This is a genomic window from Mycobacterium branderi (genome assembly GCF_010728725.1).
Taxonomy (GTDB): Bacteria; Actinomycetota; Actinomycetes; order Mycobacteriales; family Mycobacteriaceae; genus Mycobacterium; species Mycobacterium branderi.
Window position 1 is genome coordinate 1597370 of sequence record NZ_AP022606.1, and the last position, 25362, is coordinate 1622731.

The 25362-nt window shown below is 68.5% G+C and carries 32 protein-coding genes; 11 read left to right on the forward strand and 21 right to left on the reverse strand.

The features are described from left to right. Window positions 1–131: 131 nt before the first annotated feature. Window positions 132–980: an LLM class F420-dependent oxidoreductase gene (locus G6N47_RS08220; protein ID WP_083132191.1), complete on the reverse strand. Its 849-nt coding sequence runs from the start codon at window positions 978–980 to the stop codon at window positions 132–134. Window positions 981–1010: 30 nt separating this feature from the next. On the opposite strand from G6N47_RS08220, the gene G6N47_RS08225 reads away from it, so the two are divergent. Both G6N47_RS08225 and G6N47_RS08230 read left to right on the forward strand, forming a co-directional pair. After that, complete coding sequence (locus G6N47_RS08225) at window positions 1011–1439, forward strand: hypothetical protein (protein ID WP_083132190.1); 429 nt, start codon at window positions 1011–1013, stop codon at window positions 1437–1439. Window positions 1440–1442: 3 nt separating this feature from the next. After that, on the forward strand, window positions 1443–2453 hold the full coding sequence (locus G6N47_RS08230; RefSeq protein ID WP_083132189.1) for a PHP domain-containing protein: 1011 nt from the start codon (window positions 1443–1445) through the stop codon (window positions 2451–2453). On the opposite strand, the gene dinB is transcribed toward G6N47_RS08230, so the two are convergent. Both dinB and G6N47_RS08240 read right to left on the reverse strand, forming a co-directional pair. Next, window positions 2442–3650 carry a DNA polymerase IV gene (gene dinB / locus G6N47_RS08235; protein ID WP_083132188.1) on the reverse strand — a complete coding sequence of 403 codons (1209 nt, stop codon included), beginning with the start codon at window positions 3648–3650 and terminating at the stop codon, window positions 2442–2444. The two genes, G6N47_RS08230 and dinB, sit on opposite strands and share 12 nt — an antisense overlap. A 24-nt stretch (window positions 3651–3674) precedes the next feature. Then, window positions 3675–4313 (reverse strand): TetR/AcrR family transcriptional regulator, encoded by a 639-nt coding sequence (locus tag G6N47_RS08240; protein ID WP_083132187.1) that lies wholly within the window; start codon window positions 4311–4313, stop codon window positions 3675–3677. Between the two features lie 77 nt (window positions 4314–4390). Here G6N47_RS08240 and G6N47_RS08245 point away from each other — a divergent pair, with 77 nt between their 5' ends. After that, window positions 4391–5860 carry a flavin-containing monooxygenase gene (locus tag G6N47_RS08245; RefSeq protein WP_083132186.1) on the forward strand — a complete coding sequence of 490 codons (1470 nt, stop codon included), beginning with the start codon at window positions 4391–4393 and terminating at the stop codon, window positions 5858–5860. Here G6N47_RS08245 and rraA read toward each other — a convergent pair. From rraA to G6N47_RS29160, 10 genes are all read right to left on the reverse strand, one after another. Next, window positions 5857–6339 carry a ribonuclease E activity regulator RraA gene (gene rraA, locus G6N47_RS08250; protein WP_083132185.1) on the reverse strand — a complete coding sequence of 161 codons (483 nt, stop codon included), beginning with the start codon at window positions 6337–6339 and terminating at the stop codon, window positions 5857–5859. The two genes, G6N47_RS08245 and rraA, sit on opposite strands and share 4 nt — an antisense overlap. Window positions 6340–6341: 2 nt before the next feature. Next, window positions 6342–6845: an Rv3852 family protein gene (locus G6N47_RS08255; RefSeq protein ID WP_083132184.1), complete on the reverse strand. Its 504-nt coding sequence runs from the start codon at window positions 6843–6845 to the stop codon at window positions 6342–6344. A gap of 100 nt (window positions 6846–6945) precedes the next feature. Next, on the reverse strand, window positions 6946–7461 hold the full coding sequence (locus G6N47_RS08260; RefSeq protein ID WP_083132183.1) for a copper resistance CopC family protein: 516 nt from the start codon (window positions 7459–7461) through the stop codon (window positions 6946–6948). Beyond that, entirely contained in the window at window positions 7458–8129 is a 672-nt protein-coding gene (locus tag G6N47_RS08265; RefSeq protein WP_083132182.1) for a YcnI family copper-binding membrane protein, read from the reverse strand. The genes G6N47_RS08260 and G6N47_RS08265 overlap by 4 nt, the downstream gene beginning before the upstream one ends. A 2-nt stretch (window positions 8130–8131) precedes the next feature. Beyond that, complete coding sequence (locus G6N47_RS08270; RefSeq protein ID WP_083132181.1) at window positions 8132–8788, reverse strand: DUF6474 family protein; 657 nt, start codon at window positions 8786–8788, stop codon at window positions 8132–8134. Window positions 8789–8889: 101 nt separating this feature from the next. Then, window positions 8890–9288 carry a helix-turn-helix domain-containing protein gene (locus G6N47_RS08275; RefSeq protein WP_083132309.1) on the reverse strand — a complete coding sequence of 133 codons (399 nt, stop codon included), beginning with the start codon at window positions 9286–9288 and terminating at the stop codon, window positions 8890–8892. Window positions 9289–9622: 334 nt separating this feature from the next. Then, a complete protein-coding gene (locus tag G6N47_RS08280; RefSeq protein ID WP_083132180.1) occupies window positions 9623–10318 on the reverse strand; it encodes a TMEM165/GDT1 family protein in 696 nt (231 codons plus the stop codon). A gap of 282 nt (window positions 10319–10600) precedes the next feature. After that, window positions 10601–11137 (reverse strand): hypothetical protein, encoded by a 537-nt coding sequence (locus G6N47_RS08285; protein WP_057003380.1) that lies wholly within the window; start codon window positions 11135–11137, stop codon window positions 10601–10603. A 171-nt stretch (window positions 11138–11308) separates the two neighbouring features. Further along, complete coding sequence (locus G6N47_RS08290; RefSeq protein WP_083132179.1) at window positions 11309–11932, reverse strand: superoxide dismutase; 624 nt, start codon at window positions 11930–11932, stop codon at window positions 11309–11311. Between the two features lie 146 nt (window positions 11933–12078). Continuing rightward, window positions 12079–12234 carry a hypothetical protein gene (locus tag G6N47_RS29160; RefSeq protein WP_169717266.1) on the reverse strand — a complete coding sequence of 52 codons (156 nt, stop codon included), beginning with the start codon at window positions 12232–12234 and terminating at the stop codon, window positions 12079–12081. Window positions 12235–12687: 453 nt separating this feature from the next. Here G6N47_RS29160 and G6N47_RS08295 point away from each other — a divergent pair, with 453 nt between their 5' ends. The 3 genes from G6N47_RS08295 to G6N47_RS08305 all read left to right on the forward strand — a co-directional run bounded on the left by G6N47_RS08295 (window position 12688) and on the right by G6N47_RS08305 (window position 15004). Next, window positions 12688–13032 (forward strand): rhodanese-like domain-containing protein, encoded by a 345-nt coding sequence (locus G6N47_RS08295; protein ID WP_083132308.1) that lies wholly within the window; start codon window positions 12688–12690, stop codon window positions 13030–13032. A 117-nt stretch (window positions 13033–13149) separates the two neighbouring features. After that, window positions 13150–14175 (forward strand): DUF4328 domain-containing protein, encoded by a 1026-nt coding sequence (locus tag G6N47_RS08300; RefSeq protein ID WP_083132178.1) that lies wholly within the window; start codon window positions 13150–13152, stop codon window positions 14173–14175. 4 nt (window positions 14176–14179) lie between these two features. Beyond that, complete coding sequence (locus G6N47_RS08305) at window positions 14180–15004, forward strand: glycerophosphodiester phosphodiesterase (RefSeq protein WP_083132177.1); 825 nt, start codon at window positions 14180–14182, stop codon at window positions 15002–15004. Between the two features lie 3 nt (window positions 15005–15007). Here G6N47_RS08305 and G6N47_RS08310 read toward each other — a convergent pair whose 3' ends face one another. The 3 genes from G6N47_RS08310 to G6N47_RS08320 are packed head-to-tail and all read right to left on the reverse strand — an operon-like array spanning window position 15008 to window position 17661. Beyond that, a complete protein-coding gene (locus tag G6N47_RS08310; protein ID WP_083132307.1) occupies window positions 15008–16093 on the reverse strand; it encodes an LCP family protein in 1086 nt (361 codons plus the stop codon). Next, a complete protein-coding gene (locus tag G6N47_RS08315) occupies window positions 16093–16854 on the reverse strand; it encodes a CPBP family intramembrane glutamic endopeptidase (RefSeq protein WP_083132176.1) in 762 nt (253 codons plus the stop codon). The genes G6N47_RS08310 and G6N47_RS08315 overlap by 1 nt, the downstream gene beginning before the upstream one ends. 27 nt (window positions 16855–16881) lie before the next feature. Next, window positions 16882–17661, reverse strand: coding sequence for a DUF2470 domain-containing protein (locus G6N47_RS08320; RefSeq protein WP_083132175.1), 780 nt, complete (start codon window positions 17659–17661; stop codon window positions 16882–16884). Between the two features lie 87 nt (window positions 17662–17748). Here G6N47_RS08320 and pheA point away from each other — a divergent pair, with 87 nt between their 5' ends. Together pheA and G6N47_RS08330 are read left to right on the forward strand one after the other, a co-directional pair. Continuing rightward, the gene (gene pheA, locus G6N47_RS08325; RefSeq protein WP_139799529.1) at window positions 17749–18672 is read left to right on the forward strand and encodes a prephenate dehydratase; all 924 of its coding nucleotides are present in this window, start codon (window positions 17749–17751) and stop codon (window positions 18670–18672) included. Then, on the forward strand, window positions 18669–19358 hold the full coding sequence (locus G6N47_RS08330; protein ID WP_083132173.1) for a histidine phosphatase family protein: 690 nt from the start codon (window positions 18669–18671) through the stop codon (window positions 19356–19358). Before pheA ends, G6N47_RS08330 begins: the two co-directional genes overlap by 4 nt. A gap of 1 nt (window position 19359) precedes the next feature. Here the strand turns inward: G6N47_RS08330 and G6N47_RS08335 are convergent, their stop codons facing one another. The 3 genes from G6N47_RS08335 to G6N47_RS08345 form a co-directional block, all read right to left on the reverse strand. Beyond that, window positions 19360–19551 carry a hypothetical protein gene (locus G6N47_RS08335; protein WP_083132172.1) on the reverse strand — a complete coding sequence of 64 codons (192 nt, stop codon included), beginning with the start codon at window positions 19549–19551 and terminating at the stop codon, window positions 19360–19362. Window positions 19552–19729: 178 nt separating this feature from the next. Further along, on the reverse strand, window positions 19730–20080 hold the full coding sequence (locus G6N47_RS08340; protein WP_083132171.1) for a metallopeptidase family protein: 351 nt from the start codon (window positions 20078–20080) through the stop codon (window positions 19730–19732). A 4-nt stretch (window positions 20081–20084) separates the two neighbouring features. Beyond that, window positions 20085–21458 carry a septum formation family protein gene (locus tag G6N47_RS08345; protein WP_232080322.1) on the reverse strand — a complete coding sequence of 458 codons (1374 nt, stop codon included), beginning with the start codon at window positions 21456–21458 and terminating at the stop codon, window positions 20085–20087. A gap of 98 nt (window positions 21459–21556) precedes the next feature. Here G6N47_RS08345 and serS point away from each other — a divergent pair, with 98 nt between their 5' ends. Continuing rightward, on the forward strand, window positions 21557–22816 hold the full coding sequence (gene serS / locus G6N47_RS08350) for a serine--tRNA ligase (protein WP_083133514.1): 1260 nt from the start codon (window positions 21557–21559) through the stop codon (window positions 22814–22816). On the opposite strand, the gene G6N47_RS08355 is transcribed toward serS, so the two are convergent. Then, window positions 22813–23550 (reverse strand): AraC family transcriptional regulator, encoded by a 738-nt coding sequence (locus G6N47_RS08355; protein ID WP_083133515.1) that lies wholly within the window; start codon window positions 23548–23550, stop codon window positions 22813–22815. The two genes, serS and G6N47_RS08355, sit on opposite strands and share 4 nt — an antisense overlap. Window positions 23551–23605: 55 nt before the next feature. On the opposite strand from G6N47_RS08355, the gene G6N47_RS08360 reads away from it, so the two are divergent. Then, a complete protein-coding gene (locus G6N47_RS08360) occupies window positions 23606–24175 on the forward strand; it encodes a class I SAM-dependent methyltransferase (RefSeq protein WP_083133516.1) in 570 nt (189 codons plus the stop codon). Here the strand turns inward: G6N47_RS08360 and G6N47_RS08365 are convergent. Further along, on the reverse strand, window positions 24172–24654 hold the full coding sequence (locus G6N47_RS08365) for a DUF2834 domain-containing protein (RefSeq protein WP_083133517.1): 483 nt from the start codon (window positions 24652–24654) through the stop codon (window positions 24172–24174). The genes G6N47_RS08360 and G6N47_RS08365 overlap by 4 nt on opposite strands. 68 nt (window positions 24655–24722) lie before the next feature. On the opposite strand from G6N47_RS08365, the gene G6N47_RS08370 reads away from it, so the two are divergent. Next, window positions 24723–25331, forward strand: a complete 609-nt coding sequence (locus G6N47_RS08370; protein WP_083133518.1) for a TetR/AcrR family transcriptional regulator — start codon at window positions 24723–24725, stop codon at window positions 25329–25331. Window positions 25332–25362: the final 31 nt, after the last annotated feature.

Here is a 25362-nt window from a genome sequence, read left to right on the forward strand (position 1 = left end):
ACGTCTGGTAACCGCGGAAGAACTCCTGCGTTTTGGCGTTTGATGCCTTCCCGCTAGCCGGTCCGAGGATCTCGCGGGTTTGCTCTACTTGATCAAGCTGTTATCTGGCGTCGTCGGCTTTGTGACCGGGCTCACGTGGTCAACCCTGAATCCCGGATCGCTTCGGCCAGCGGTTCGAGCACGGCTGGGTCGTGCGGCGGAGTGATGTACACGATCCCCAGATCCAGCCCCTCGGCGGCCAGCGCGGCGGCGTCGTCGACGACCTTCTGGTAATTGCGGTCCGGGTCCAGGCGCAGGTGTGCCGACAGCATGATTTCTTTCGGATCGCGCCCGATGTCGGCGCAATGTGACGCCAGCACGTCGCGCTTGCGCGCGAACTCCTCGGGCGGGCCGCCGACGAAATTCCAGTGCTGGGCATATCTGGCGGTGATCCGCAGCGTGCGCTTCTCGCCGCTGCCGCCGATGCAGATGGGCGGGTGCGGGCGCTGCGGGCCCTTGGGCTCGTTGCGGGCGGCTTTGAGCTGGTAGTACTTGCCGTCGAAGTCGGTCGTTTCCTGACTGAGCAGGCTGGTCAGCACCTCACAAGCCTCTTCGAACCGGTCGAATCGTTCCTTGAGGCTGCCCAGCTCGATGCCGTAGGCGCCGGACTCCTCCTCGTTCCAGCCGGCGCCGATGCCCAGCTCCAGCCGGCCGTCGGAGATGATGTCGAGCGCGGCGGCCATGTTGGCCAGCACCGCGGGGTGGCGGTAGTGGATGCCGGTGACCAGCGTGCCTAGCCGCAGCCGGGTGGTGGCCTGGGCGAGGGCGGTGAGCGTGGTCCAGCCCTCCAAGCAGGGTCCGGTGGAATCGGAAAAGATCGGGTAGAAGTGGTCGAACGTCCAGCCGGACTCGTAGACGTCGATGTCGTCGGCCGCTTTCCAGACGGCCAACATCTGTGCCCACGTGGTGTCTTGCGGTGAGGTCTTGAACGCGAATCGCATTGTCCGACCGTAGCTACACTCGACCGCACCATGGAACTCGGTATCGACACCAAGATCACGCTGCTGGCGGCCGGTCTGATCTTTCTGCTGGCGCTGTGCCTCGGTGTCTGGAAGTACCGGCAGATCATGACCGCCGAGGATCATCGCGCGCACCCGTACGTCGACATCGCGCATCGCGCGGCTCTGCTGTATTCGTTTGCCACTCTGCTGGCGGCGGTCTTCGTCGAGCTGAGCGCCTGGCCGACGTGGGTGAACCTGGTCGCGGCGATGGTGCTGGTGTTCTTCTTCGTCGGCGCGATCCTGAGCTACATCGTGCATGGGGCGCGACGGGACACCACCAACCAGTTCGACCATGCCGATCGCGGGTTGGTCGTGTCGATGGCGTTTTTGATACTCGGTGAGATCGGTGGCTTCGGGGTGTTGCTGGCCGGGTTCGTCGCGGGGCAGCTGGTGAGCTGAGCCATGGATCCGGTAGCGGCGCTGCGGCAGATCGCCTACTACAAGGACAGGGCGCGCGAGGACCCGCGTCGTGTGATGGCCTACCGCAATGCCGCCGACATCGTCGAAGCCCTCAGCGACGAAGAGCGCGAGCGGCACGGGCAGGCAAACAGCTGGCAGTCGCTGCCGGGCATCGGGCCGAAGACCGCCAAGGTGATCGACCAGGCCTGGTCCGGCCGCGAACCGGACTACCTCGTCGAATTGCGTGCTGCTGCAACCGATCTCGGTGGCGGCGACATCCGGGCCGCGCTGCGCGGCGATCTGCACCTGCACTCGAACTGGTCGGACGGATCGGCGCGGATCGACGAGATGATGGCCACTGCGGTAGCGCTGGGCCACGAGTACTGCGCGCTCACCGATCACTCGCCGCGGCTGACGATCGCCAACGGGCTGTCGCCGGAACGGCTTCGAAAGCAGCTCGACGTGATCGACGGGCTGCGTGAGCAGTTCGCGCCGATGCGCATCCTCACCGGGATCGAAGTCGACATCCTCGAGGACGGCAGCCTGGATCAGGAACCCGAACTGTTGGAACGCCTCGACATCGTGGTGGCCAGCGTGCACTCGAAACTGTCGATGGATTCGGCGTCGATGACGCGCCGCATGGTGCGAGCCGTCAGCAACGAGCACACAGACGTCCTCGGCCATTGCACCGGTCGGCTGGTCGCGGGCAATCGCGGCATCCGCCCGGAGTCCAAGTTCGACGCCGAGGCGGTGTTCACCGCCTGCCGGGATCACGGCACCGCGGTGGAGATCAACTCACGGCCCGAGCGGCGCGATCCGCCGAGCCGCTTACTGAACCTTGCGCTGGAAATCGGCTGCGATTTCAGCATCGACACCGATGCGCACGCTCCGGGCCAGCTCGACTTCCTCGGCTACGGCGCGCAGCGGGCCATGGACGCCGGCGTGCCCGTCGACCGGATCGTCAACACCTGGCCGGTCGACAAGCTGCTCGCGTGGACGGGGTCAGTCCGGTAGGTGGGGCATCTCCAGACCGGGATCGCGGCCGACCGAGACGCCACGCGTCAGCGCGGCCTTGCCGTAGCGGTCGCGCACCCGGTCGACCGCCGCGTCGATGGCCGGTGGCCGCGCATCGGCCGTGGTGAACGGCAGCAGTAACTGCTCGGCGCCACTGCGGTCGATCTCGGCCACCGCGAACCCGACCAGGGTCAGTCCGCGCTCGGCGATCAGCGGCGCCGCCGACGCGACGAGGTGCCGGGCGGCGGCCAGGATGATCGGTGTCGACGAGGTGGCCCACGGCAACGTGTGCGACCGGCTGGCCCGGGTGAAGTCGTCGAACCGCAGGCGCAGCACCACCGTGCGGCCGGTGCGGCCGGCCTTGCGCATCCGACCGGCGATCCGGTCGATCAGGGTGATGACGACGGCGTCGATCTCCGCCGCCGACATGCTGTTGCCGGCCCGGCCCAATGCTCGCTGGGCGCCGATCGAGCGACGGCGCACGGCGGTGCTGACCCGGCGACGGTCGAGATTGCGGGAGAGCGCATACAGCTGGTGACCCATCGCCCTGCCGATCAGCGAGGCCAGCATCGACTCGCTGAGCTCGGCGACGTCGGCGACGGTTTCGAGGCCGTGGGCACGCAACTTCTCCGCGGTTACCGCGCCCACGCCCCACAGCCGGCGCACCGGCAGCGGATGCAGGAACGCGAGCTCGCGTTCGGGCGGCACAAGCAGCAACCCGTCGGGTTTGGCTTCGCGGCTGGCGACCTTCGCCAAGAACTTCGTCCGGGCGATCCCGACCGTGATCGGCAGTCCGACGCGCTCGCGCACGTCGTCGCGTAACCGGGCCGCGATCTGGACCGGTGAGCCCGAAACTCGTTGCAGCCCAGACACATCCAGGAACGCTTCGTCCACCGAGATCGGCTCCACCCACGGAGTGGTATCGCGGAAAACGTCGAACACCGCGTCGCTGGCCCGCATGTAGGCGCTCATCCGCGGCGGCACGACTATCGCATGCGGGCACAGCCGCCGCGCCTGTCCGCCGCCCATCGCGGTGCGCACGCCGTAGGCCTTGGCCTCATAGCTGGCGGCCAGCACCACCCCGCCGCCGACGATCACCGGTCGGCCGCGCAGCGCGGGGTCGTCGCGCTGTTCGACCGACGCGTAGAACGAGTCCAGGTCCGCATGCAGAATCGATGCCTCCGAGGGCACGAACATATGTTCGCATACGGGGCCGACAGGTTAGCTGGGTTCGTTGTAGATGCTGGTGACCCAGATGTGGACCAGCGTGTCGAGCAACTGCTCGTCGGGCACCGACGGACGCTCCCGGGCGAACGAGGTCAGCATCACCTTCTCGTTGAGCAGGTTGAGCGCCGCGGACAGGTCGCGGGCCGGCAGCGTCACCGGCGCGGCGCCGCGGGAACGTTCGGCTTCGATCACCACGGCGATGTGGTCGACCCACTTCTGCATGAACTTCGACCACAAGTCGCCGATGTCCTTGTTGGTGCGCGCCGCGTCTGCAGCCAGCGACACCGCGCGGTGCGACCCGAACGTCTCGACGAAGAGGTTGATGCCGGTGCGCCACAACGTCTTGATGTCGGCCGGCGGATTGGCGACCATCCCCTCCAGCGCCGAGTCGGCCTCCACGATCACCCGCTCGAACAGGGTGAGCAGAACGGCGTCCTTGGACGGGAAATAGAAGTAGAAGGTCGGACGGGACAACCCGGCGCCTTTAGCCAGGTCATCCACCGAAATCTCGGCCAGCGGACGCTCGGCCAGCAGCCGCTCGGCGGTAGCCAGAATCGCGAACTCACGGTCGTCGCCCGACGGGCGGGTGGAACGCCGCGCGCGGGGCGCGCGCGCCGGACTGGTGGTGGTCACGACCGCTACTTTACACGGCGTTGAGAAACTCAACAGTGTGTTGACGAAATCAACACTGCGTTGATACCGTCGGTTACATGACCGAACACCTTGACGTTGTCATCGTCGGCGCCGGCATCTCCGGCATCAGCGCGGCCTGGCACCTGCAGGACCGCTGCCCGAACAAGAGCTACGCGATCCTCGAGCGCCGCGACGACCTCGGCGGCACGTGGGACCTGTTCAAGTACCCGGGCATCCGCTCCGACTCCGACATGTTCACGCTGGGATTCCGGTTCAAGCCGTGGCGCTCGGCCCAGTCGATCGCCGACGGCGCCTCGATCAAGGCCTACATCAAGGAGGCCGCGGCGGAGAACGGCATCGACCGGCACATCCGCTACCGCCAGAAGGTGATGGCCGCCGACTGGTCCGATGCCGACAACCGCTGGACCCTCACCGTCGAGCACGACGGCCAGCAGAGCACGATCAGCTGTTCCTTCCTGTTCGCCTGCAGCGGCTACTACAACTACGACGAGGGCTACTCGCCGAAGTTCGAGGGCGCCGACGACTTCGAGGGCACGATCGTGCACCCGCAGCACTGGCCGGAGGATCTGGACTACGCGGGCAAGAAGATCGTCGTGATCGGATCCGGCGCGACGGCGGTGACTCTCATTCCGGCCCTGGTGAATTCGGGGGCCGGGCATGTGACCATGTTGCAGCGCTCGCCGACCTACATCGGCTCGTTGCCCGCGGTCGACCCGTTCGCCGAGCGCGCCAACCGGCTGCTGCCGGCCAAAGCCGCGCACTTCGCCAACCGGTGGAAGGCGATCGCGTTCAGCACCGGCCAGTACCAGTTTTCGCGGCGGTTCCCGCAAGCGATGCGCAAGACGCTGCTGACGATGGCCAAGCGGCGGCTGCCCGAGGGATATGACGTCGAGAAGCACTTCGGCCCGCGGTACAAGCCATGGGACCAGCGGCTGTGCCTGGCGCCCAACGGGGATCTGTTCCGCACCATCCGCCGCGGCCAGGCCGACGTCGTCACCGACACCATCGACCGGTTCACCAAGACCGGCATCAAGCTGTCCTCCGGCGAGGAGTTGCAAGCCGACATCATCGTCACCGCAACGGGTTTGAACCTGCAGCTGTTCGGCGGCGCGCAGATCCGGCGCAACGGCGTGCCGATCGAGCTCAACGACACCATGGCCTACAAGGGCATGATGCTGACCGGCATGCCGAACTTGGCGTTCACCATCGGCTACACCAATGCGTCGTGGACGCTCAAGGCCGACCTGGTATCGGAGTTCGTCTGCCGGGTGCTCAACTACATGGACTCCCGCGGATACGACACCGTCGTGCCGCAGCACCCCGGCGACTCGGTGGACGAGCGCCCGTTGATGGACTTCACCCCGGGCTACGTGTTACGGGCACTGGACTACCTGCCGAAGGCCGGGTCGCGCACCCCGTGGCGGCTCAAGCAGAACTATCTGCTGGACCTGCGGCTGATTCGGCGCGGCCGAGTCGACGACGAGGCGCTGAGCTTCAGCACGCAGCAGGTCGCGGTCGCGGCCTAGGCCGCGCCGACGACCACGATGCCGTCGTCGTCGCTGTAGGCGACGTCACCGGGCACGAAGGTGACGCCGCCCAACTCGACCGGCACATCCCGCTCGCCGGCGCCGGTCTTACTGCTCTTGCGCGGGTTGGTGCCCAGCGCCTTGATGCCGAGGTCGATGCCGCGCAGCGCCGCCGCGTCCCGGACCGCGCCGTGCACCACCAGCCCGGCCCAGCCGTTGGAGCGGGCGAGTTCGGCGATGACGTCACCGACCAGGGCGGTGTGCAGGGAGCCCGCTCCATCGATGACCAGCACCCCGCCGTCGCCGGGCTCCGAGAGCACCGACTTCAGCAGGGCATTGTCTTGAAAGCAGCGCACGGTGCTGATCGGCCCGGCGAATTGCGCGCGGGCGCCGAATTGGCGGAATTGGGTGTCGCAGCTGCGGACGTCGGGCCCGATGTCGTCGACGAGGTCGGCGGTGGGCCGGAAAGTCACCGGCACGTTCAGCTGCCGCGCCGACGTAGTTGGCGCACCAGTAGCAACGCCAGCAGACTGACTGCGATGGCAACCGCCAGCGGCAGCGGCGAGCGACCCGCGGATGTGAGCGGTGATGCGGCCGCCACCGGGTTATTGGCGGATGCCACGGTTGACTTCGCTTGTGCGGCAGCCTCTTTGGCGCCAGCGGCGAGTTGGCCGTTGGTCTCGATCCGCGGCTGTTCGGCAGGTTTGAGGGGGGCCGGCTCGGCTTTCTTGGCAGGCGCCTTCTTGGCGGGCGCTTTCTTCGCGGGCGACTTTTTGGCCGGTGATTTTTTGGCCGGCGCTTGCTGAGCCTTCTTCGCCGGCGCCTTCTTGGCGGCCGCCTTTTTGGCCGCCTTCTCGGGTGGCTTGTCCGGTGCCTTCTCCGCGGGGGCCTTGTCGGCGGCGGGCGCCGGGGGCGACGGCGGGGTAGGGCCCGTCCCGGGAGCGTCTTCTGGTGCGTGGTCCGGTTGATCCTGCGGGTCTGCCATGCGGCCGCTCCTTTGCAGTTTCTCGTCGCGTACACCGGTCGACACCGACGGTCGAACCCCATCATGCCAGGACCGTCGCAGCGCCCGTCCCGGCCAGTGGCTAGGACCGGTGCCGCAGCGCCCACAGCGCCGCGCCGGCCACCAGCGCCACCGCGCCGACCGCGAACGGCCACACCGGGACGCCGTCGTTGCCGTTGTCCTCGGGGTGTGCCGTCGAGCCGGGCGTTCCGGTGCCCGCAACGGCCAGCCGAAACGACCACGAACCGGTCACCACATGCCCGTCCGCGGAGGTGACCCGGTAGTTCACCGTGTAGGTGCCGGCCGGACCCAGCGGCCGCAACGCGACGCTGACGACGGCGCCCTGCACCTGCGCGTCCCCGGTGGACCACAGGTTGCCGTCCGGCCCGACGACCGCCATGGCCGCGAACGTGGTTTGCAGCCGCTCGTTGAACGTGGCGCTGACCCGCGCCGGGCCCGCGTCGACGACGGCGTTCTCGGCAGGGTCGGCGGCCACCCGGACGGCGTGGGCGGCGGCGGGTCGGGCGGTCAGGGTGACGACGGCGGCCAGCATCGCCAGCAGCAGGCTCAGCGCCGCGGCGCGCGCCGCGCCGCTCATGTCCGTCGCCGGATGAGCGTCACCGCGATCCCGAGGGCGGCGACCAGCAGGGCGGTCCCGGCAAGCAGCCGGGCGGTGTTGTCGGGCGGCGGCTTGGGCTGACCGGCTTGCGCCGGGTCCGTCAGCGGGCCGGGATGCGGCGTGGCGTGGTGGTGTTGCGGCGGCGCGGCCGGTCCCGATGTCAATGCCAGGATGGGCGCCGGATGCTCCGGCTCGCCGCCGCCGGGCAAGGGCGGCTGGTCCCACTTGACCACCGACCCGTCGGCATAGGTTTGGGTGGCCGGGAAGCTGACGGTGTCCGCGTCGGGCAGCTGCACCGATATCCGGAACAGGGCAAACTGATCCGGCGGGATACCGCTATTGGGCGCGGCGGTCCACGTAACCGAGTGCACGGTGCCCGACGCGGTGTCGCGGTCGAGGCTGACCGTCCAGCCGGGCATGGTTTCGGTGCGTGCGGAGCCCACGTTGGGCAGCGCAACCGACAGCGCGGTGGTCGCCGCGCCGGTCGGGGATTCGTTGGGCACCGAAAACGTGACGATGGCATGACCACCGCGGACGGGGTTGTCGCTACTGGCGTGGACATGGGCCGACGCCTGCGCGATGCCAAGCGTGGAGGCGCAGTAGAGCCCCGTCGCGGCTGCGGCCGCCAAGAGCGGGCGTGACCGCATGCTCAGGCCAACCCGAGCCGCGCCATCAGGTCGGCCTCGATTTCGTCGAGCTGTTTGGCGATTGCGGCGTGGGCGGACCGCCGCCGCGAGGCGGGCATGTTCTCGGCGGCCGTGATGGCCGCCGAGAGGTCAACGAGCCGATCGGAGATGGCCGCTGCGAACTGCTTGGTTTCGGCGTCTTTGGGCTTCTTCTCCTGAACCGCTCGCAGCGACTGCTCGGCTCCGGCGATGCGGGCCGACAACCGTGCGCCGTGTCCGGAGAACTGTCCGATTTGGGCTAGCGGAACGCCGAGTTGATCCGCGCGGTGTTGGTCCATCAGCCCGCGCGCGGCGATCGCAGCCCGGTACACCAGCGGCACCACGATCGGGGCGAGCAACCGTGAGACGGTCAGCACTCGACGAATCCGCGTGGGCGACAACAGTTTGCCCTCTCGCACCGCCTTGAGTTCGGCCTCCGCGACCTTCAGCGCCGACCGGTCACTGTCGCGTTGGGCCTTCAGCTGTGCCTTGAGCGCCTTGGTCTCGGCTCGCTGTTCGGCCTTGAACCTGCGCGCCTCGTTCTTGGCGGCCAGCTTGGCCTCCAGCTTGGCGCGGGCCTTGATCGCACGAGCCTCGGCACGACGCACTGCGCGGCTTTTTCGCTTGCGGAACAGGCCCATTCCCGGCCGCCTCCCCGGTTTCTCGTTGGCTGTCGCGATACGGGATCGCTGGGCCAACCCTAACCGGAACGCGGCGTCGCGAGGTCGTCAGGTCGGGACAGCTAGGCGTCGAGGTGTTCTTTGCGCCGCAGCTCGTCAACCCGCTGCAGGATGTCCTGCTGCGCCTCGGGAGACAATCCACTGGCGCGCAACGCAATTCGGCGAATGCCTTCGTCGCGCATCGTGGCCAGGAAGGCCAGCTCCTTGTCGAGTTTTTCGTAATACTCGTCGTCGGTGAAGTAGGCCGGCTTGATGCGGAAGAAATTCGCCAGGGCCGCCATCGTCGCCGCCGAGGGGTTGGTGCGGTTGCCTGAGCGCAGTTGTGACAGGTAGGGAGCAGACATCGTGATGCCCTCCGCCTTGAGCGCCGCGATCACCTCAGCGGACGTGTGCGGTCCTCGTCCGGGTGGGTAAACCGTGTCGAACAGGCGGTTCAGGCGCGCAGCGAACGTCGTGCTCATCGATATGACCTCCACCAGGGTTGGTAGGACGAATGATTCCAGGCACGTATTTGCTGATCATCGTAGCGACACTTATCGCATCAACCAAGTGCAAACCTGGAGCGAATTGACTCCGGCGTCCTGCGCCGCCGTCGGCGACGCCGTCGAAGCGCTGCGCGTGCGTTGTACAGCGGATTCTCATGATGCACCAAGCGAATTGTGACGCGTTGCGTTGTTGTCGCAGCGGCTGGGAGCACGCGACGGCGTCGGCGAGCGAAAAGAACGCCCGCCGGGCAACCCGCCAGCTACGCCGGCACGGCGAAAAGCGGATTTGCTGACGGGGGGCTGGCGCCGCTCAGGCCGCGCCCGGGGACGCCTCCCCGACGGGTGCGGCCGACCGGGCGCGCACAAGTCGCACCGCCGCGGCGATCGTCGCGGCGAGCACCGTGGCCGCCGTCGCGCCGACGGCTACCCACCGCCAGCCCAGCGCGCCGTCGAAAAGCATCCACACTCCGAACACCAAAAACAGCAGGCTGGCCAATACGTGCAACACCCCTTCGGGCAGGCGCCGGTGCAGCACGATCCCCGCGGCGATGGCCAACCCGTCGGCGACGATCATTGCGACCGTCGTGCCGATCCACACGCCGGCCCAGTCGTGATCGCTGGCCAACGCGACTGTGGCCAGCGTCGTCTTGTCGCCGAGCTCGGCCAGCAAGAACGACGACACCACGGCGAGCAGCGCGAAACGGGGCTCCCGGACGGGGCGCACGGCGTCGTCGTCGCTGTTGGTGCCCTCCCGCCAGGTCCACACCGCGAAAACGAAGAACGCGATCGCCGCCGCGAAGGCCATCGGCTGGGCCGGCAGCGTCAACCCGAGAAAATGCCCGATTGCCACCGAAACCCCGTGTGCCACGCAGGCCGCGATGCCGACCCCGGTCAGCACCACCCACCAGCGATACCGCAGCGCGTAGGTCATGGTGATCAGTTGCGACCGGTCGCCGAGCTCGGCGAGGAAAACCACTCCGAAGCTCAAAAGTGCGGCTGCGAGCATGCGTGGCGACCTTTCGACGCGTCGTCGGAGAACCGCTGGTCCGCCGAACATCGGGCCGAAGGTCTCGCCCACCGACGGATCCGTCGGTTCGCCGGCCGGGCTGGTCGCCAGTATGTCGACTCGACGATTGCGGGCTACTCCCCTTCGATAATCGATGCCCAGGCTAGCGGCCGTAATCGATCGGCACCAGCGTGCACGACGAGTTCGGCTGGCCGTATTTATCGATTCGCCAAGTGCTGTCTTGCGATTCGACCTCGTCACAACCGAGGCATCGGAAATGCGTTATGCGGCAAGCAGCATCGCCAGAATCGCGGTGTCGGGGTGGCTGATGGGGTCGACACCGACGCGGCTCACCATCGAGGTGACGGTGCCGTCGGCTTCAGCTTCCACCCACGCTGCCCGGTGTTCGAGTCCCAGATAGGGCAAGCCGGGCAGCAGTACGCAGCCCGACGCGGCACCCGTGCATTCCGGCAGCGACGGCATGGTCTCCGACGGCGGATGCAACATCAACAGCGCCGGCGGTTGACGATCGGCGAAATACCCTGGCTGGATTGCCGATTCGCCGACGACGGGTCCCTCAGCCAGTACCAGGCCGACGCTGCCCGGCGGCGCCGGAGACTCCGGCAGCTCCTCACGGGCGCCGAATACCGTTGTGGTGGAAAGTAATCCAGGTAGCGATGCGACTCTGACCGCAACCATCAGCAGCTGCGCCCATTCCTTTGTCGAATCAGGCCAGCGGCCGAAGATCACGAAGCCCTTCAGGACGCCGTGTGAATGGAACGGGGCGACTTCGACGGCCCTGCCTGACCCAGTTTCCATATGGCCCTCCGCGATACCTCACTGCACAACACCCCGGTGGGTCGGTGAGCACAGCATGCGCCAGGTAGGGAATACCCGCAAGCGGACACGGCCAACCGCGGCTGAAGGGCAGAAAGGCGACGGGGCGCCGCGCGAACCGCGCGACGCCCCGATTGCCGAAGCCCGCTAAAGTCAGCCGGCGATGAGCCCCTTGGTCTTCGAGGTCGCGGCGGCGTAACGCGACTGCACGTCGGCCCAGTTGACGACGTTCCAGAACGCCTTGGCGAAGTCGGCTTTGACGTTTTTGTACTGCAGGTAGAAGGCGTGCTCCCACATGTCGAGCACCAGCAACGGGACGATGCCGAGCGGGAAGTTCGTCTGGTGGTCGTACACCTGGAACACCAGCAACTTCTCGCCGAGGCTGTCCCAGCCGAGTGCCGCCCACCCCGACCCCTGCACGGTGGTGGCCGCCGCCGTGAACTGGGCGCGGAACTTGTCGAACGACCCGAACGCGTCGTCGATGGCGGCGGCGAGCTCGCCGGTCGGCTTGTCGCCACCGTCGGGCGACAGGTTCTTCCACCACAGGCTGTGGTTGACGTGGCCCGCCAGGTTGAACGCCAAGTTCTTTTCGTTCAGCAGGATCGTCGACTGGTCATCGTTGGCGCGCGCCTCCTCGAGCTTGGCGAGCGCGTCGTTGGCACCCTTGACGTAGGTCGCATGGTGTTTGCTGTGGTGAAGCTCGTTGATCTGACCCGAGATGTGCGGTTCCAGCGCGCCGTAGTCCCAGTCCAAATCGGGCAACGTGTATACAGCCACTGAAGATTCCTTCCTTCGATGATCGTTGGTGATCTACTTCTGATGCTCCACTCGCCATGCGGCGACCTAGCCTAATCAACCCTGCTCCATGACTGCGCGCGCCGCAACAACGGGTGCGATGGGTGCATACCCCGACAGGCGCGACTTCAGACCAGCACGATGACGGCGAGGACCGCCAGCAAAATCAGGGCGATCAATCCGGCGCGCACACCGGCGAGCAGGTAGGAGCGGTTACAGGCAGGGGAACTGCCGTACCAATGCGAGGACGACGTCGACTGCGGCCCGACTGGTTGTGTCGTCATCGAAGGACCCTGACCTGCACGTCCAACTCTCCCCCAGTGAGATGAGTCACAAATAACTTCGGTGGTCGCGATCATAACGTCTTATGAACCGCCGGAAAAATTGAACCCGCGCCAGCCCGCTGACCAGCGATTGCCGGGGTCGCTGGCGGCAATCTGTGCGGGCGCTGCGCGCGCCGTCGAGAATCGGGTGGATGGTTCGCCGCCAGCGTCTGGCGGTCGCGGGATGCTTAGCGCGGCGATGAATTTCGCTCGCGGCGTTCTCGGCCTGTCGATTGGCGGGCGGGTTATCGCGCCGTTATCCACAGCCGCCGTCCCGCCCGGGGTATTGACGCGCCGTCAATGGCGATCCGCTGCACGCCGATGCTGTGCATAAACCTGTGGAAACTGTGGATAGCCGTTGGTAGCTGGCGGCGGCTTCTGCGCTGCCGGGGGGCGCGTGCCAAGATCGACCTCATGCCCGGTGAACCGGTGGTTGCTCAAACGGACGTCGCCGCCCTGCCGGCCGAATTCGGCTCGGCGGCGGTGTTGCTGGACGTGCGCGAGAACGACGAGTGGAAATGCGGCCACGCCCCCGGCGCGCAACACATCCCGATGGCCGAAGTCCCGGCACGGCTTGGCGAGATCGACCGCCAAGCCGAGCTGTACGTCATTTGCCATGCGGGTGGGCGGTCCCTGCGGGTAGCGCAATATCTGCAGCAAAACGGTTACCGGGCAATCAACGTCAGCGGCGGGATGCTGGCATGGGCGGGCGCCGGGCGTTCGGTGATCACCGACGACGGCGGCCCCGGCAACGTCTGAGGACCGAGCCGCGGGCCCCGACACGCTTTAAGCTGGTGCGGTGATCCGCGCCAGCGACGATTTGACACTGAGCGATGAGGTGGGGGCACCTCCCGCTTGCGGGGGAGAGCGGCGCTCATGATTCAAGCGTGCTCACAGTGCGGCACACGCTGGAACGTGCGTGATCGCCAGCGGGTGTGGTGTCCGCGCTGCCGCGGGACGCTGCTGCCGCCGTCCACCGAGGGACAGGCGGTCGACCCGCGGTGGAGTGCTCGCAGCGCCGCACCCACCACCGGCCCACGGATGCCGCCGCGGCTGCCGCCGGGTTACCGATGGATCGCCGTGCGGCCCGGCGCACCACCGCCGCCGCGGCGCCGGCGCCGGCCCCTGGGACCCACCCCGCGTTACGCGGTCACCCCGCGATGGGGACTGGTGGATCGCGTCGAGCCGGGCGCAGCGGCGCCGACCGCGGCCGCGCGGCCGGGCCCGTCGGCGGCGCGAGTGCGCACCACGTTGTTCGCGAGCGTCGTGGTGTTCGGCATTGCGGCGCTGGTGCATTTCGTGCGCTATCTGCTGCTGATCATCAACCGCGGCACCCTGCTCAACCCGTGGGTGGCGGGCGCCGCGCTCTGGCTTGGCGTGTTGGCCAGTGCCGCCGCCATCGCGATGGTGATCACCTGTGCTGTGGTGCTGATCCGATGGCTGATCGCCCGCCGCGCCGCCGCGTTCGCGCAGTACGGCCTGCCCGAGCCGCGTTCGGCCCGTGCGCTGTGGGCCGGGTGCTTCATACCCGTGGCGAACCTGCTGTGGGCGCCGGTGTACGTCATCGAGCTGGCCGCCACCGAAGGCGTCCTGGCCCGGCTGCGCAAACCCATCCTGCTGTGGTGGATCGTCTGGGCCACCAGCACGGCGGTTTCGCTCTTCGCTATCGCGACCAGCCGCGCGCACGATGCCCAAGGCATTGCCGACAACACCGTGACCACGACGTTTGCCTACCTGGTGGCGGCGGCCGCGGTGGCCGCCGCCGGGCGGGTGTTCGAGGGCTTCGAGCGCAAACCGGTCGAACGGCCCGCGCATCGCTGGGTGGTGGTCGCCGACGATCGCGGCGACGCGCCGGAATCCGCTCCGGCTGTTGAGTCGGACGGCGAGGAACCGGCAGCATAGGGATATGACGCGGGCCGACGAGGTGCTCGCCCGGCACCCACATGTGGTAGCCCATCGCGGCGCCTCGGCTGCCCGGCCGGAACATACTCTGGCCGCATACGATCTCGCGCTCAAGGAAGGCGCCGACGGCGTCGAATGCGATGTCCGGCTCACTCGCGACGGCCATTTGGTCTGTGTGCACGACCGCCGGCTGGACCGCACGTCCACCGGTGCCGGCCTGGTCAGCACGATGACGCTCGCGGAGTTACGTGAGCTGGAGTACGGGGCCTGGCACGACAGCTGGCGTCCCGACGGCACCCACGGCGACAGCGGCCTGCTGACCCTCGACTCGCTCGTCGCGCTGGTGCTGGACTGGAACCGGCCGGTGAAGATCTTCATCGAAACCAAGCACCCGGTGCGCTATGGGGCGCTGGTGGAAAGCAAGGTTTTGGCGCTGCTGCAACGCTTCCGGATCGCCACGCCCGCTTCCGCGGACCGCTCTCGGGCGGTCGTGATGTCGTTTTCGGCAGCCGCGATGTGGCGCATCCGGCGCGCCGCGCCGCTGCTGCCCACGGTGCTGCTCGGCAAGGCGGCCCGATATCTGGGCAGCAGCGCGGCCACCGCCGTCGGCGCCACCGCCGTCGGGCCGTCGATCGCGACCCTGCGTGAGCATCCCGAGCTCGTCGACCGCGCCGCCGCCCAGGGGCGGGCGCTGTACTGCTGGAACGTCGACCACTACGACGACGTCAGATTCTGCCGGGAAGTGGGGGTGGCGTGGCTGGCCACCCGTCACCCCGGCCGCGTCAAAGCGTGGCTGCAGGACGGCCTGACCGGCGCAGGTTTGGACTAGTCGCTACGGTTGCCCGGCCGACGGTGCGGGAGCATCGGCGGCCAGCGCGTCGAACAGGTGGGCCGCCGCGTCGTGATCCCAGACCACGACCGAACCGGCGTCGTTGCCGGTGAACTCGCCGATCGGCACCGTCAGCGCGCTCGTCGAACCGTGCAGTGACCAGCCCAACCGGGCAAGGTCCCACACGTGGTCGCCTGCATCGACGGTCAGGGCGTCGGCGGCCGCATGCGGCACCGAATACCACCGCCACGGGTTGAGCCACACGGCCGGGCTGGCGGCGCGGTGCAGCAGCGCCGACATGAACTGCCGCTGGTTGGCCATCCGGTCGAGGTCGGCCCGCGGTGTCGCGCGCGTGCGGACGTAGCCGAGCGCGTTGGGCCCGTCGAGCCTCTGGCAACCGGCCGGCAGGCTGATGCCGGCCAGCGGATCGTCGATCGGCGTGGCGGGGCAGGCGGTGACTCCGCCGAGCGCGTCGACGAGACCGGCGAACCCGCTGAAACCGACTTCGACGTAGTGGTCGAGCCGCAGTCCGGTGGCCTGCTCGACCGTCTGCGCCAACAAGGGCGCACCGCCCATCGCGAAGGCCGCGTTGATCTTGTCGCGGCCGTACCCCGGGACCGGCACATAGGAGTCGCGCGGAATCGACACCATCGTCGTCGGAGTGGGCGAGCCGATGGCCGGCACGTGGACCAGCAGGATGGTGTCGGTGCGGCCGTTGCCGATGTCGCCGCCGGTGGCCAACGCCTGCTGCTGCTCGACGGTGAGACCCTGGCGGCTGTCCGACCCGACCAGCAACCAGGTCGTGCCGCGCCCGGCGGCTGGCCGGCCCGGATAGTCGGCCAGCACCGGCTGGCGGTGCAGGGCGGTGTCCATCCACAGCGCACCGCCGAGGACGCCGGCGGAAAACAGCAGGACCACGATCAGCAGGCTCAGCGAAACCATTTGACCCCAGGCGCGTTTGCGACGCGGGCGTGGCCTGGCCGGTTGCGCGGGTGGCCGGGGCGCCGGTGGCGGGGGAGGCGGCCGGCGGTAGCCGGGATCGCGGTGGATCACCGGCGGCGGTTCCCGGCGGGGACGCTGAGCGGTCATCAGTGCAACCACCCGAGGTGACCGCGAAGCAGGGCGTAGCCGACGAACGCCACGCTGTCGATCAGGCCGTGGGCGATCACCAGCGGCCACAGCCGACCGGTGCGCTGCCAGACATAGCCGAACACCAGCCCCATCGCCAGGTTGCCCAGGCCCGCGCCGAAACCCTGGTAGAGGTGGTAGGCGCCGCGCAACAGGCTCGAGTACACCAGCGCCGCCCCAGCGGACACATCCAGCTGCCGCAGCCGGGTGATCAGGTAGCCGACGACGACGACCTCCTCGGCCCAGCCGTTGGCGAACGCGGCGGCCACCAGCATCGGGATGCGCCACCAGGTGTCGCTCAGACTCGACGGGATCACCGAAGCGTTGAGGCCCAGCATCCGCGCCACCACGTAGAGCCCGAGCCCGGGCAGCCCGATCAACGCTGCCAGGCCGACGCCGCCGCCCAGATCGGCGCGCCAGGCAAACCGCCCCAGGCCGATCGCGGCGGGGCGTAAACCGCCACGCCACAGCAGGTACAGCCCGAGGCCGCCCCAGGCGATAAGCTGCGCGACGAACGCCGCGTTCAGTCCGAGGTCGACCAGGTCGAAGTAGGACCGGCGCGGGTTGAGCGGAATCCGCTGGGCGCTCAGATTGCGCAGGACCGCGTCGGTGAGTTCCAGGATCGCGGTGATCGCGCTGACGCCGAAGGTGACGCCCAGGACGACGACGACCTCGATGCGCAGCGCTCGTCGCTGCACCAACTGGTCCTCGGGCGCGGTCACCTCGACACGGTAACCGGACCTCGGCGGCTAGTCGCGGCGCGCTCGCAGGCCGTTGACGAACGGGCAGCCCATCAGCACCCGGATGGCCTGGCTGAGGCCCACCACGTCGTCGACCGGCTTACGGAACGGCAGCCGCACGTCCCTGTCGCCGTCGGCGGATTCGATGCGCAGCCGCACGCCGTAGCGGTCGATGCCCAGCGGCCGCACGTCCCCGCGACGCAGCCGGGCGGGCAGCCGCGAGGCCAGCCGGGCGACGACATCGCGATGCGCGCTGTCCAGGTGACGAATCCAGCACGACTCGAGCGCGCAGAACGGGTCCGGCCGGGCGGCCAGCAGGGCCGCCACCCCGACGGACTCGGCGCCGGTGGCATCGGTCACCACCACCGAGTCGACCTCGAGGCGCAGCAGCGCATAACGGGTATCGCCGTCGACGGGCGGGCCCGACGCCGCCGTCTGCACTTGCAGCAGCGCCGGATTCGGGTCCTCGGTGGCGATCAGGTCGAGCATGGCGGGCACTGCGGGCATCGGCACCTGCTGGAGTCGCCCACGGATCCACACCAGTGAGCGCACCGGCTCACGCAGCGGCAGCGGCGCATAGTCGGCCAGTTCCAGCACCGCCTGCGCCCCCGACGGCGCGGCCGCGTCGAGCGGGGCCGCGACGGCGAACGACCCGTCTCTCAGCAGGTGATGCAGCGGCGTGGTGACCGGCTCGGCACCCTCGATCGCCAGCAGCGCGCCGTCGGCCCGGATGCAGGTGCTGCGGATCCGCTCGGCGGTCGTCGGCGCGGCGCAAGGAGCGAGGGTCATCGATCACCATCCTTCTAGTGAGGTAAGCCTAACTTAACTAGATCGCGGCGAACGGCGCAAGCCTCGGCACCCGATAGGGTTTTGGTCGTGGCCCGCATCGCGTATCTCGGTCCTGAAGGGACGTTCACCGAGGCGGCGCTGTTGCGGATGGCCGACGCCGGCATGATTCCGCAGCGCGGCACGGACGCCGTCGAGCCGTTACCGACGGAGAGCACGCCGGCGGCTCTGGATGCCGTGCGGGGCGGCGAGGTCGACTACGCGTGCGTGCCGATCGAGAACTCGATCGACGGCTCGGTGATGCCGACACTGGACAGCCTCGCGATGGGATCGCCGCTGCAGGTGTTCGCCGAGATCACGTTGGACGTGGCGTTTTCCATCGTGGTCAAACCCGGCCGCAGTGCCGACGAGGTGCGCACGCTGGCCGCCTTCCCGGTCGCGGCCGCGCAGGTGCGACGGTGGGTCGCCGCGCATCTGCCCGGCGTCGAGCTGCGCCCGGCCAACTCCAACGCCGACGCCGCGCAACAGGTCGCCGACGGCGTGGTGGACGCCGCCGTGAGCTCGCCGCTGGCCGCCGCCTATCGCGGGCTGGCGACGTTGGCCGACGGTGTCGTCGACGAAGCCAACGCCCGCACTCGCTTCGTCCTGGCCGGCCCACCGGGCCCGCCGCCGGCCCGCACGGGCGCCGACCGCACGTCGGTGATCTTGCGGATCGACAACGCGCCGGGGGCGCTGGTGGCCGCGCTGTCCGAAGTGGGGATCCGCGACATCGACCTGACCCGGATCGAATCACGGCCCACCCGAACGGAGTTGGGCACCTACGTATTTTTCCTGGACTGGGTCGGCCACATCGACGACGACGCGATCGCCGAGGCACTCAAGGCGCTTTACCGTCGTTGTGCGGATGTGCGCTATCTGGGTTCCTGGCCGACGGGAGTGGCCGCCGGCGTGCCCCCGCCGCAATTGGACGAGGCCTCGCGTTGGCTGGCGCAGTTGCGGGAGCCGCGGCGATGAGCGGTCGGCTGATTTTGGTGCGGCACGGCCAGTCCTACGGCAACGTCGACCGCCGGTTGGACACGCGCCCGCCCGGAACCGAGTTGACCCCGTTGGGCCGCGATCAGGCCCGGGCGTTCGGCCGTAACGGTCTGCGCCGGCCCGGGCTCCTTGTGCATTCGGTGGCCTTGCGGGCGGCTCAGACCGCGGCCGAGATCAGCACCGAGGTCAATGTGCCGGCCCAGGAAGTCGCGGGCATCCACGAAGTTCAGGTCGGCGATCTGGAAGACCGCAGCGACGACGACGCCGTTGCCGCATTCAACGCAATCTACGAGCGCTGGCACAAGGGCGAGCTCGACGTGCCGCTGCCGGGCGGGGAGAGCGCCGAGCAGGTGCTGGACCGCTACGTGCCGGTGCTGACCGACCTGCGGATGCGCTATCTCGACAACGACGACTGGACCAGCGACATCGTCGTCGTCAGCCACGGCGCGGCCATCCGGCTGACCGCGGCGGTGCTGGCCGGGGTCGACGGCAGCTTCGTCGTGGACCACCACCTGGGCAACGCCGAGTCGGTGGTGCTGACGCCGGTCACCGACGGACGCTGGAGCTGCGTGCAGTGGGGCACGCTGACACCGCCGTTCTACCCGGAGCCGGGGGCCACCCCCGTCGCCGACGCCGTGGAATCCGACACCGACCCGATGGGCTGACTCAGACTGCGAGCGCCGTGGCCTCGGCGCATCCGCAGCCGACCGCGTCGCAGTCGACGACGAAGACGTGCGGCAGCAGCTCTGGGCTGGTGCAGCCGTCCTCGGTGCACTCCGACCGGCGCAGCGAATGGCGGATGACGCTGCCGTGGCAGTGATCCAAGCCTGCCCGGCAGTCGCGGCAGCTTGTGTCCATGGCCTGTTCTTAGCACCCGGCCCCGACAGATCCGGGCTGACACGCTCGCGTGCTCGCGGCGTAATCGGTTCGACCGTGCATCCTGACGACCGCCTTCGCCGAACGTGCATCCTGGGCGGGAAAATCGCCAAAATCCCGCCCCCAGTGCACACTCGATGCAACGCCTGCCCGGCGCCTATCAGGCCCAGCCCAATTCGTGCAGCCGATGGTCGTCGATGCCGAAATGATGGGCGATCTCGTGGATCACGGTGACCTTCACCTCGTCGACGACCTCGTCGTCGGAGTCGCAGATGTCCAGCAGCGCGTCCCGGTAGATCGTGATGGTGTCCGGCAGCGACCCGGCGTAGTTGGAGTCCCGCTCGGTCAGCGCGACACCTTCGTACAGTCCGAGCAGATCGGCGTCGTCGGGATGACGGTCGGAAACCAGCACGACGACGTTGTCCATCACCGCGGCCAGCTCGGGCGGAATGAGGTCCAGCGCGTCGGAGACCAGCTCGTCGAACCGCTGCGGATCCATCCGCACGGCCATCCGGCTAGCCCGCCGGCGGCGGTGGCGGTGGTGCCGGGGCTTCGGGCGGCGGGGGCGGCGGCGCCTCGGGGGCCGGCGGAGCTGGCGGCGGCGGTGCCGGGGCTTCCGGTGGTGGGGGCGGCGCGGCCGGTTGCTGGGGTGCGGGCGCGGCCGGCTGCTGCTGTTGCGGGGCAGGGGGGCCCGGCTGCTGCGGCAAGTGCTCGTTGCCCTGTCGTTGCTGCGAGGTGCTCGACCCGCCCGACGAGCCACCCGACGACCCCGACGACGAGGCGGCGCTGCCGGCGTTGGGTGCGGGCATCGGGATCGGCGGCAGGTTGAGCCGCTCCTCCGGAATGTCGGGCGGCGGAACCGGCGGCTGGCCGTTGATCAGCAGCGGTCCTTTGGCGCTGTTCAGCAGCGTCGCCCAGCCGCCGTTGCCCAGGGTCGCTCCGATGCTGCAGGCGACCTCGCGGCTGCCGGCCGACCAGCTGGGCAGCGACAGCGTGTTGTAGATCAGCGTCAGCGTCGTGCTGCGCAACTGGACGGGCGCCAGGTAGGCATCGGTGAGCCGGGTGCAGGACTCCTTGATGAACGCGTCCTGTTCGGGGTCGGGCGGTAGCCCCTCGGGGAACTTGGCCATCAGGTTGACCGTGCCGGTGACCTCCATCGCGTGCGGCACGACGCAGTCGACCGGGACGTCGGTGGGCTGGTTGGTCGACGGGTCGATCCCCAGGCAGGTGCCGTCCGGCCACACCCGCGATTGGTCGAGGTCGGCGACCTTGCCCTTGAAGGCCTGCTGCTGGTTGCCGGCACCCGGCAGCTGCAGGCCGCACAGCATCCGGCGCTCACCGTGCTGGCGCCACGCCTTGTCGCCGGACCACAGCATGCTGATGGTGAACTTGCTGCTCGGATCGAATTTGGTGCCCAGGTAGCGGTGCACGGCCGACTCGCACTGCTCCTGGCTGATCTGCTCGATGCGCGCGGCCGAAGGTGGCGCGGCGTCGGGCCCGTACTCCGAGCCGGGGAAGGTCCGCATGTCGACCGACTCGGCGACCTCGAAGCGGTGCTCCTCCTTGCAGTCGACAATGGTCGCGGCCTCCGGCGTGCGATCCGGCCACATCAGACAATCGCCGCTGCCGGCGTGGTTGAAGGCGTCGTTGCCCTTGGCGCCGGTACTGGGCACCGGGTCGATGTAGCCGGACAGTCGCCCGCGGTCGCCGGAGATCGGCAGCGCGACGACGATGCCGGCGATCAGCAGCCCACCCAGCGCGGTCAGCAACAACGCGCGCCGCGTCGCCGTGGCATGCAAAGTGTGCAGCCACCCGAACCGGGCCAGCCGGGATTCCGGCCGTCCGGCGGGCGAATCGTGCTGCTCGGGTGCGTCCAACATTGGCTCTATTCTGACAGGCCCGACGCACCCCGTGACACTTGATGCAGATGTTGCTTACCGGGGTGCGGGCGGCGGGCCGGCCGCGAGCAAAAGTAGGGTCGTAGGCCGTGATCGACCTGAAGCTGCTGCGCGAAGACCCGGACGCCGTTCGCCGCTCCCAGATCAGCCGCGGCGAGGATCCCGCACTGGTCGACACGCTGCTGGCCGCCGACGCCGCCCGGCGCAAGGCCATCGCGACCGCGGATTCACTGCGCGCCGAGCAGAAGGCGGCCAGCAAGAAGGTGGGCGCCGCATCGCCCGACGAGCGGCCGGCACTGCTCCAACGGGCCAAGGAGCTGGCCGAGCGGGTCAAGGCCGCCGAGGCCGAGCAGTCCGAGGCCGAGGCGGCATTCACCGCGGCGTACATGGCGATCTCCAACGTCATCCTCGACGGGGTGCCGGCCGGCGGCGAGGACGACTACGCCGTCCTCGATGTCGTCGGCGAGCCGGCCGCGATCGAAAACCCAAGGGACCATTTGGAACTGGGCGAGTCGCTGGGCCTGATCGACATGGAGCGCGGCGCCAAGGTGTCGGGTTCGCGGTTTTATTTCCTGACCGGCCGTGGTGCGCTGCTGCAACTCGGGCTGCTGCAACTTGCCGTGCGGCTGGCCGTCGACAACGGCTTCATCCCGATGATCCCGCCGGTGCTGGTCCGCCCGGATGTCATGTCCGGCACCGGCTTTCTCGGCGCGCACGCCGAGGAGGTGTATCACCTCGACGCCGACGACCTCTACCTCGTCGGCACCTCCGAGGTGCCGCTGGCCGGTTATCACGCCGACGAGATCCTCGACTTGTCCGGCGGGCCGCTGCGCTACGCCGGCTGGTCGTCGTGCTTTCGCCGGGAAGCCGGCAGCCACGGCAAAGACACCCGCGGCATCATCCGCGTGCACCAGTTCGACAAGGTCGAGGGGTTCGTCTACTGCACACCCGCCGAGGCCGAAGCCGAGCATCAGCGGCTGCTCGGCTGGCAGCGCGAGATGCTGGCCCGCATCGAGGTGCCGTATCGCGTGATCGACGTCGCCGCAGGGGATCTCGGCTCGTCGGCGGCCCGCAAATTCGACTGCGAGGCATGGATTCCCACCCAAGGCGCCTACCGCGAGCTGACCTCGACGTCGAACTGCACCACGTTCCAGGCCCGCCGGCTCGCCACCCGCTACCGGGACGAGAACGGCAAGCCGCAGATCGCCGCCACCCTCAACGGCACCTTGGCCACCACCCGCTGGCTTGTCGCCATCCTGGAAAACCACCAGCGGCCCGACGGCAGCGTGCGGGTCCCCGACGCGCTGGTGCCGTTCGTGGGCGCCGAGGTGTTCGAGCCAGTCGGCTAGACCGCCTTTCCGGGGGTATGCCCGAAGGCCCGCCGGTAGGTGTCGATGAAGGCGCTCGGCGTGGCCCAACCGCATTGCAGCGCAACGGAAGTGACGTTGTCGTGCTCGGCGAGCAACATCAGCGCGTGTTGCAGGCGCACCTGGGTGCGCCATTGCGGAAACGTCATGGCCAGCTCGTCGCGGAACAGGCGGCTCAGCGTGCGCTGGCCGACGCCGACCCGGTCGCCGATCTGCCGCAGTGTCAACGGCTCGCGCAGGTTATCGGTGATCAGCGCACACGCTTGCCGCAGCCTGGGGTCGACCGGGGTGGGAATCCACAGGGGCTCGCGGACGCTGGTGGCCTGCAGTTGGTCGTGCAGCACGGCGAGCATCCGGTGGTGCTCGTCGCTGTCGGTGCCGTCGGCCTGCGAACACGCGATGATCAGCTCGCGCATCAACGGGCTGACCGCCAGCACGGTCGGTGCATCGGGTCCGCGGCGGTAGCGACGGGGGTCCAGCGCGACGCCGTGAAACTGCGTGTGGCCGTGGAACTTGTGTTCATGCCAGCAGCCCGCCGGTATCCATATGGCCCGATTGGCGGGGGTGATCCAGGTCCCCGCCGGGGTGGTTACCGAGACGGCGCCCGAGGACGGGTAGACGATCTGATGTTGCGGATGGCGGTGCCGCTCGATCCGCGCTCCCGGTGGCAGCGTCTGCGACGAGGTCACCAGCCCCTGGTGGCTGATTTCCGACATAACACGGCAGAATATCGGAAGCCCGCAGCGCACGTGTCCGCCTAGCGTTTCCGGCATGGCGATGAATCTCTTGCACCGACGACGGTGCAGCTCGGCGGGTTGGGAAAAGGCGGTGGCCGATCAGCTGTTGCCGTGGGCGCTGCGGGACGTCGAATTGGGCGCGCGCACATTGGAAATCGGCCCCGGATACGGCGCGACGCTGCGGGCCCTGCTGGATCGGGCAGCCACGCTCACCGCGGTCGAGGTCGACGGCGCGATGGCCGATCGCCTGCAGCGCCGCTACGGCGACCGGGCGCGCATCATCCACGCCAGCGGCGCCGAAACCGGGCTGCCCGCAGATCATTTCACCTCGGTGGTGTGTTTCACCATGCTGCACCACGTGCCCAGCGCCGAGTTGCAGGACCAGCTTTTCGCCGAGGCGTACCGAGTGCTGCAGCCCGGCGGGGTGTTCGCCGGCAGCGACGGCGTGCCGTCCCTGCCGTTCCGGCTGCTGCACGTGGCCGACACCTACAACCCGATCGCGCCGAAGGACCTCCCCGGGAGGCTTCGCGCGGCCGGATTCACCGATGTCCACACCGACGTCAAGGGTGGCCGGCAGAAATGGCGGGCCACCAAGCAGGTCTAGGTGTGCACGGTTTCTCGCGACTGCGCCTGCCGGTGCTGCCGCTCGACGGTGGCGAAGTAAAACGCGAGTGCGAAGGCGCAGCTGGTGAACAAGCTGGACACGAAGTACAGCCACGGTCGTCGTAGCCCGCGCCGGTAGCCGTCGATGATGGTAAACAACGGCAGCAGAACGACATTGATGATTGTGTAGTCCTGGCTGGCCGAGCTGGAGGCGGGATTGGTGAACATCAGCCGGATGTAGTCCGACCAACTGCCCGGTCCCCAAAGGGGATTGCCCGACCCGGTGGCGTACTCACGCACGAAGCGGATGTTGAAATACCAGCCGATCACGACCGACGCGACGCCGACGACGTAGTACAGGCATTCAAGCGCCGAAAAGCGCGGCCCGCGGGACGGCCGCGAGAAAACCTGTGGGTTCGACGCGACGATCCATCCGATCACCGTCAGTCCCAGGATTGCGTGCACTAGAAGTGAGACCATGTCGGCAGTCTCGGCACCACCCGAACTTTTGTCAAGATTGACGAAACGTCGCGAGGTACCGTACTGGCATGGTCAGACCCGCCCGGACGGCGCGCAGCGAGCGCACTCGCGAGGCCCTCATTCAAGCCGCGCAGGTGCGATTCCTGGCCCAGGGCGTCGAAGACACGTCGGCCGAGCAGATCGCGGCGGACGCCGGGGTGTCGCTGCGGACCTTCTATCGGCACTTCACGTCCAAGCACGATCTGCTGTTTGCCGACTACACCGGGTTGAAGTGGTTCCGCGCCGCGCTGGACGCCCGGCCGGCCGACGAACCGATCATCGAGTCCGTCCAAACCGCCATCTTCTCGTTTCCCTATGACGTTGAGGCCGTGACCAAAGTCGCCGCCCTTCGGGGTGGCGAGCTCGACCCTGGCCGCATCGTCCGCCACATGCGAGAGGTCCAGGCCGACTTCGCCGACGCCATCGCTGAACAGCTGCACCGGCGTAGCTGTACCGCGGAGATGACGGCGGATGCGCGGTTGCACGCGATGGTGACCGCTCGCTGCATCGCGGCCGCGGTGTTCGGCGCGATGGAGTTCTGGATGCTCGGCGACGACCGGTCGTTGGGCGAGCTGGCCCGGATGTGTCATGCGGCGCTGGAGTCGCTGCGAACCGGCCTAGCCGAAGTTTCGTCATAATTGACAAAACCTTGCGCAGATGCCAACCTGC

Coding starts and splice junctions, on each gene's coding strand:
- dinB (WP_083132188.1), bottom strand. CDS start 3,650: ATGTTCGTGCCCTCGGAGGCATCGATTCTGCATGCGGACCTGGACTCG.
- G6N47_RS08340 (WP_083132171.1), bottom strand. CDS start 20,080: ATGGCCGTGCGGATGGATCCGCAGCGGTTCGACGAGCTGGTCTCCGAC.
- G6N47_RS08365 (WP_083133517.1), bottom strand. CDS start 24,654: ATGGTCTCACTTCTAGTGCACGCAATCCTGGGACTGACGGTGATCGGA.
- G6N47_RS08280 (WP_083132180.1), bottom strand. CDS start 10,318: ATGCTCGCAGCCGCACTTTTGAGCTTCGGAGTGGTTTTCCTCGCCGAG.
- G6N47_RS08320 (WP_083132175.1), bottom strand. CDS start 17,661: ATGACCCTCGCTCCTTGCGCCGCGCCGACGACCGCCGAGCGGATCCGC.
- G6N47_RS08300 (WP_083132178.1), top strand. CDS start 13,150: ATGATTCAAGCGTGCTCACAGTGCGGCACACGCTGGAACGTGCGTGAT.
- G6N47_RS08355 (WP_083133515.1), bottom strand. CDS start 23,550: ATGTCGGAAATCAGCCACCAGGGGCTGGTGACCTCGTCGCAGACGCTG.
- G6N47_RS08330 (WP_083132173.1), top strand. CDS start 18,669: ATGAGCGGTCGGCTGATTTTGGTGCGGCACGGCCAGTCCTACGGCAAC.
- G6N47_RS08265 (WP_083132182.1), bottom strand. CDS start 8,129: ATGCGGTCACGCCCGCTCTTGGCGGCCGCAGCCGCGACGGGGCTCTAC.
- G6N47_RS08260 (WP_083132183.1), bottom strand. CDS start 7,461: ATGAGCGGCGCGGCGCGCGCCGCGGCGCTGAGCCTGCTGCTGGCGATG.
- G6N47_RS08255 (WP_083132184.1), bottom strand. CDS start 6,845: ATGGCAGACCCGCAGGATCAACCGGACCACGCACCAGAAGACGCTCCC.
- G6N47_RS08230 (WP_083132189.1), top strand. CDS start 1,443: ATGGATCCGGTAGCGGCGCTGCGGCAGATCGCCTACTACAAGGACAGG.
- G6N47_RS08275 (WP_083132309.1), bottom strand. CDS start 9,288: ATGAGCACGACGTTCGCTGCGCGCCTGAACCGCCTGTTCGACACGGTT.
- G6N47_RS08305 (WP_083132177.1), top strand. CDS start 14,180: ATGACGCGGGCCGACGAGGTGCTCGCCCGGCACCCACATGTGGTAGCC.
- G6N47_RS08295 (WP_083132308.1), top strand. CDS start 12,688: ATGCCCGGTGAACCGGTGGTTGCTCAAACGGACGTCGCCGCCCTGCCG.
- G6N47_RS08270 (WP_083132181.1), bottom strand. CDS start 8,788: ATGGGCCTGTTCCGCAAGCGAAAAAGCCGCGCAGTGCGTCGTGCCGAG.
- G6N47_RS08335 (WP_083132172.1), bottom strand. CDS start 19,551: ATGGACACAAGCTGCCGCGACTGCCGGGCAGGCTTGGATCACTGCCAC.
- G6N47_RS08245 (WP_083132186.1), top strand. CDS start 4,391: ATGACCGAACACCTTGACGTTGTCATCGTCGGCGCCGGCATCTCCGGC.
- G6N47_RS08360 (WP_083133516.1), top strand. CDS start 23,606: ATGGCGATGAATCTCTTGCACCGACGACGGTGCAGCTCGGCGGGTTGG.
- G6N47_RS08225 (WP_083132190.1), top strand. CDS start 1,011: ATGGAACTCGGTATCGACACCAAGATCACGCTGCTGGCGGCCGGTCTG.
- G6N47_RS08310 (WP_083132307.1), bottom strand. CDS start 16,093: ATGACCGCTCAGCGTCCCCGCCGGGAACCGCCGCCGGTGATCCACCGC.
- G6N47_RS29160 (WP_169717266.1), bottom strand. CDS start 12,234: ATGACGACACAACCAGTCGGGCCGCAGTCGACGTCGTCCTCGCATTGG.
- G6N47_RS08370 (WP_083133518.1), top strand. CDS start 24,723: ATGGTCAGACCCGCCCGGACGGCGCGCAGCGAGCGCACTCGCGAGGCC.
- G6N47_RS08285 (WP_057003380.1), bottom strand. CDS start 11,137: ATGGAAACTGGGTCAGGCAGGGCCGTCGAAGTCGCCCCGTTCCATTCA.
- G6N47_RS08220 (WP_083132191.1), bottom strand. CDS start 980: ATGCGATTCGCGTTCAAGACCTCACCGCAAGACACCACGTGGGCACAG.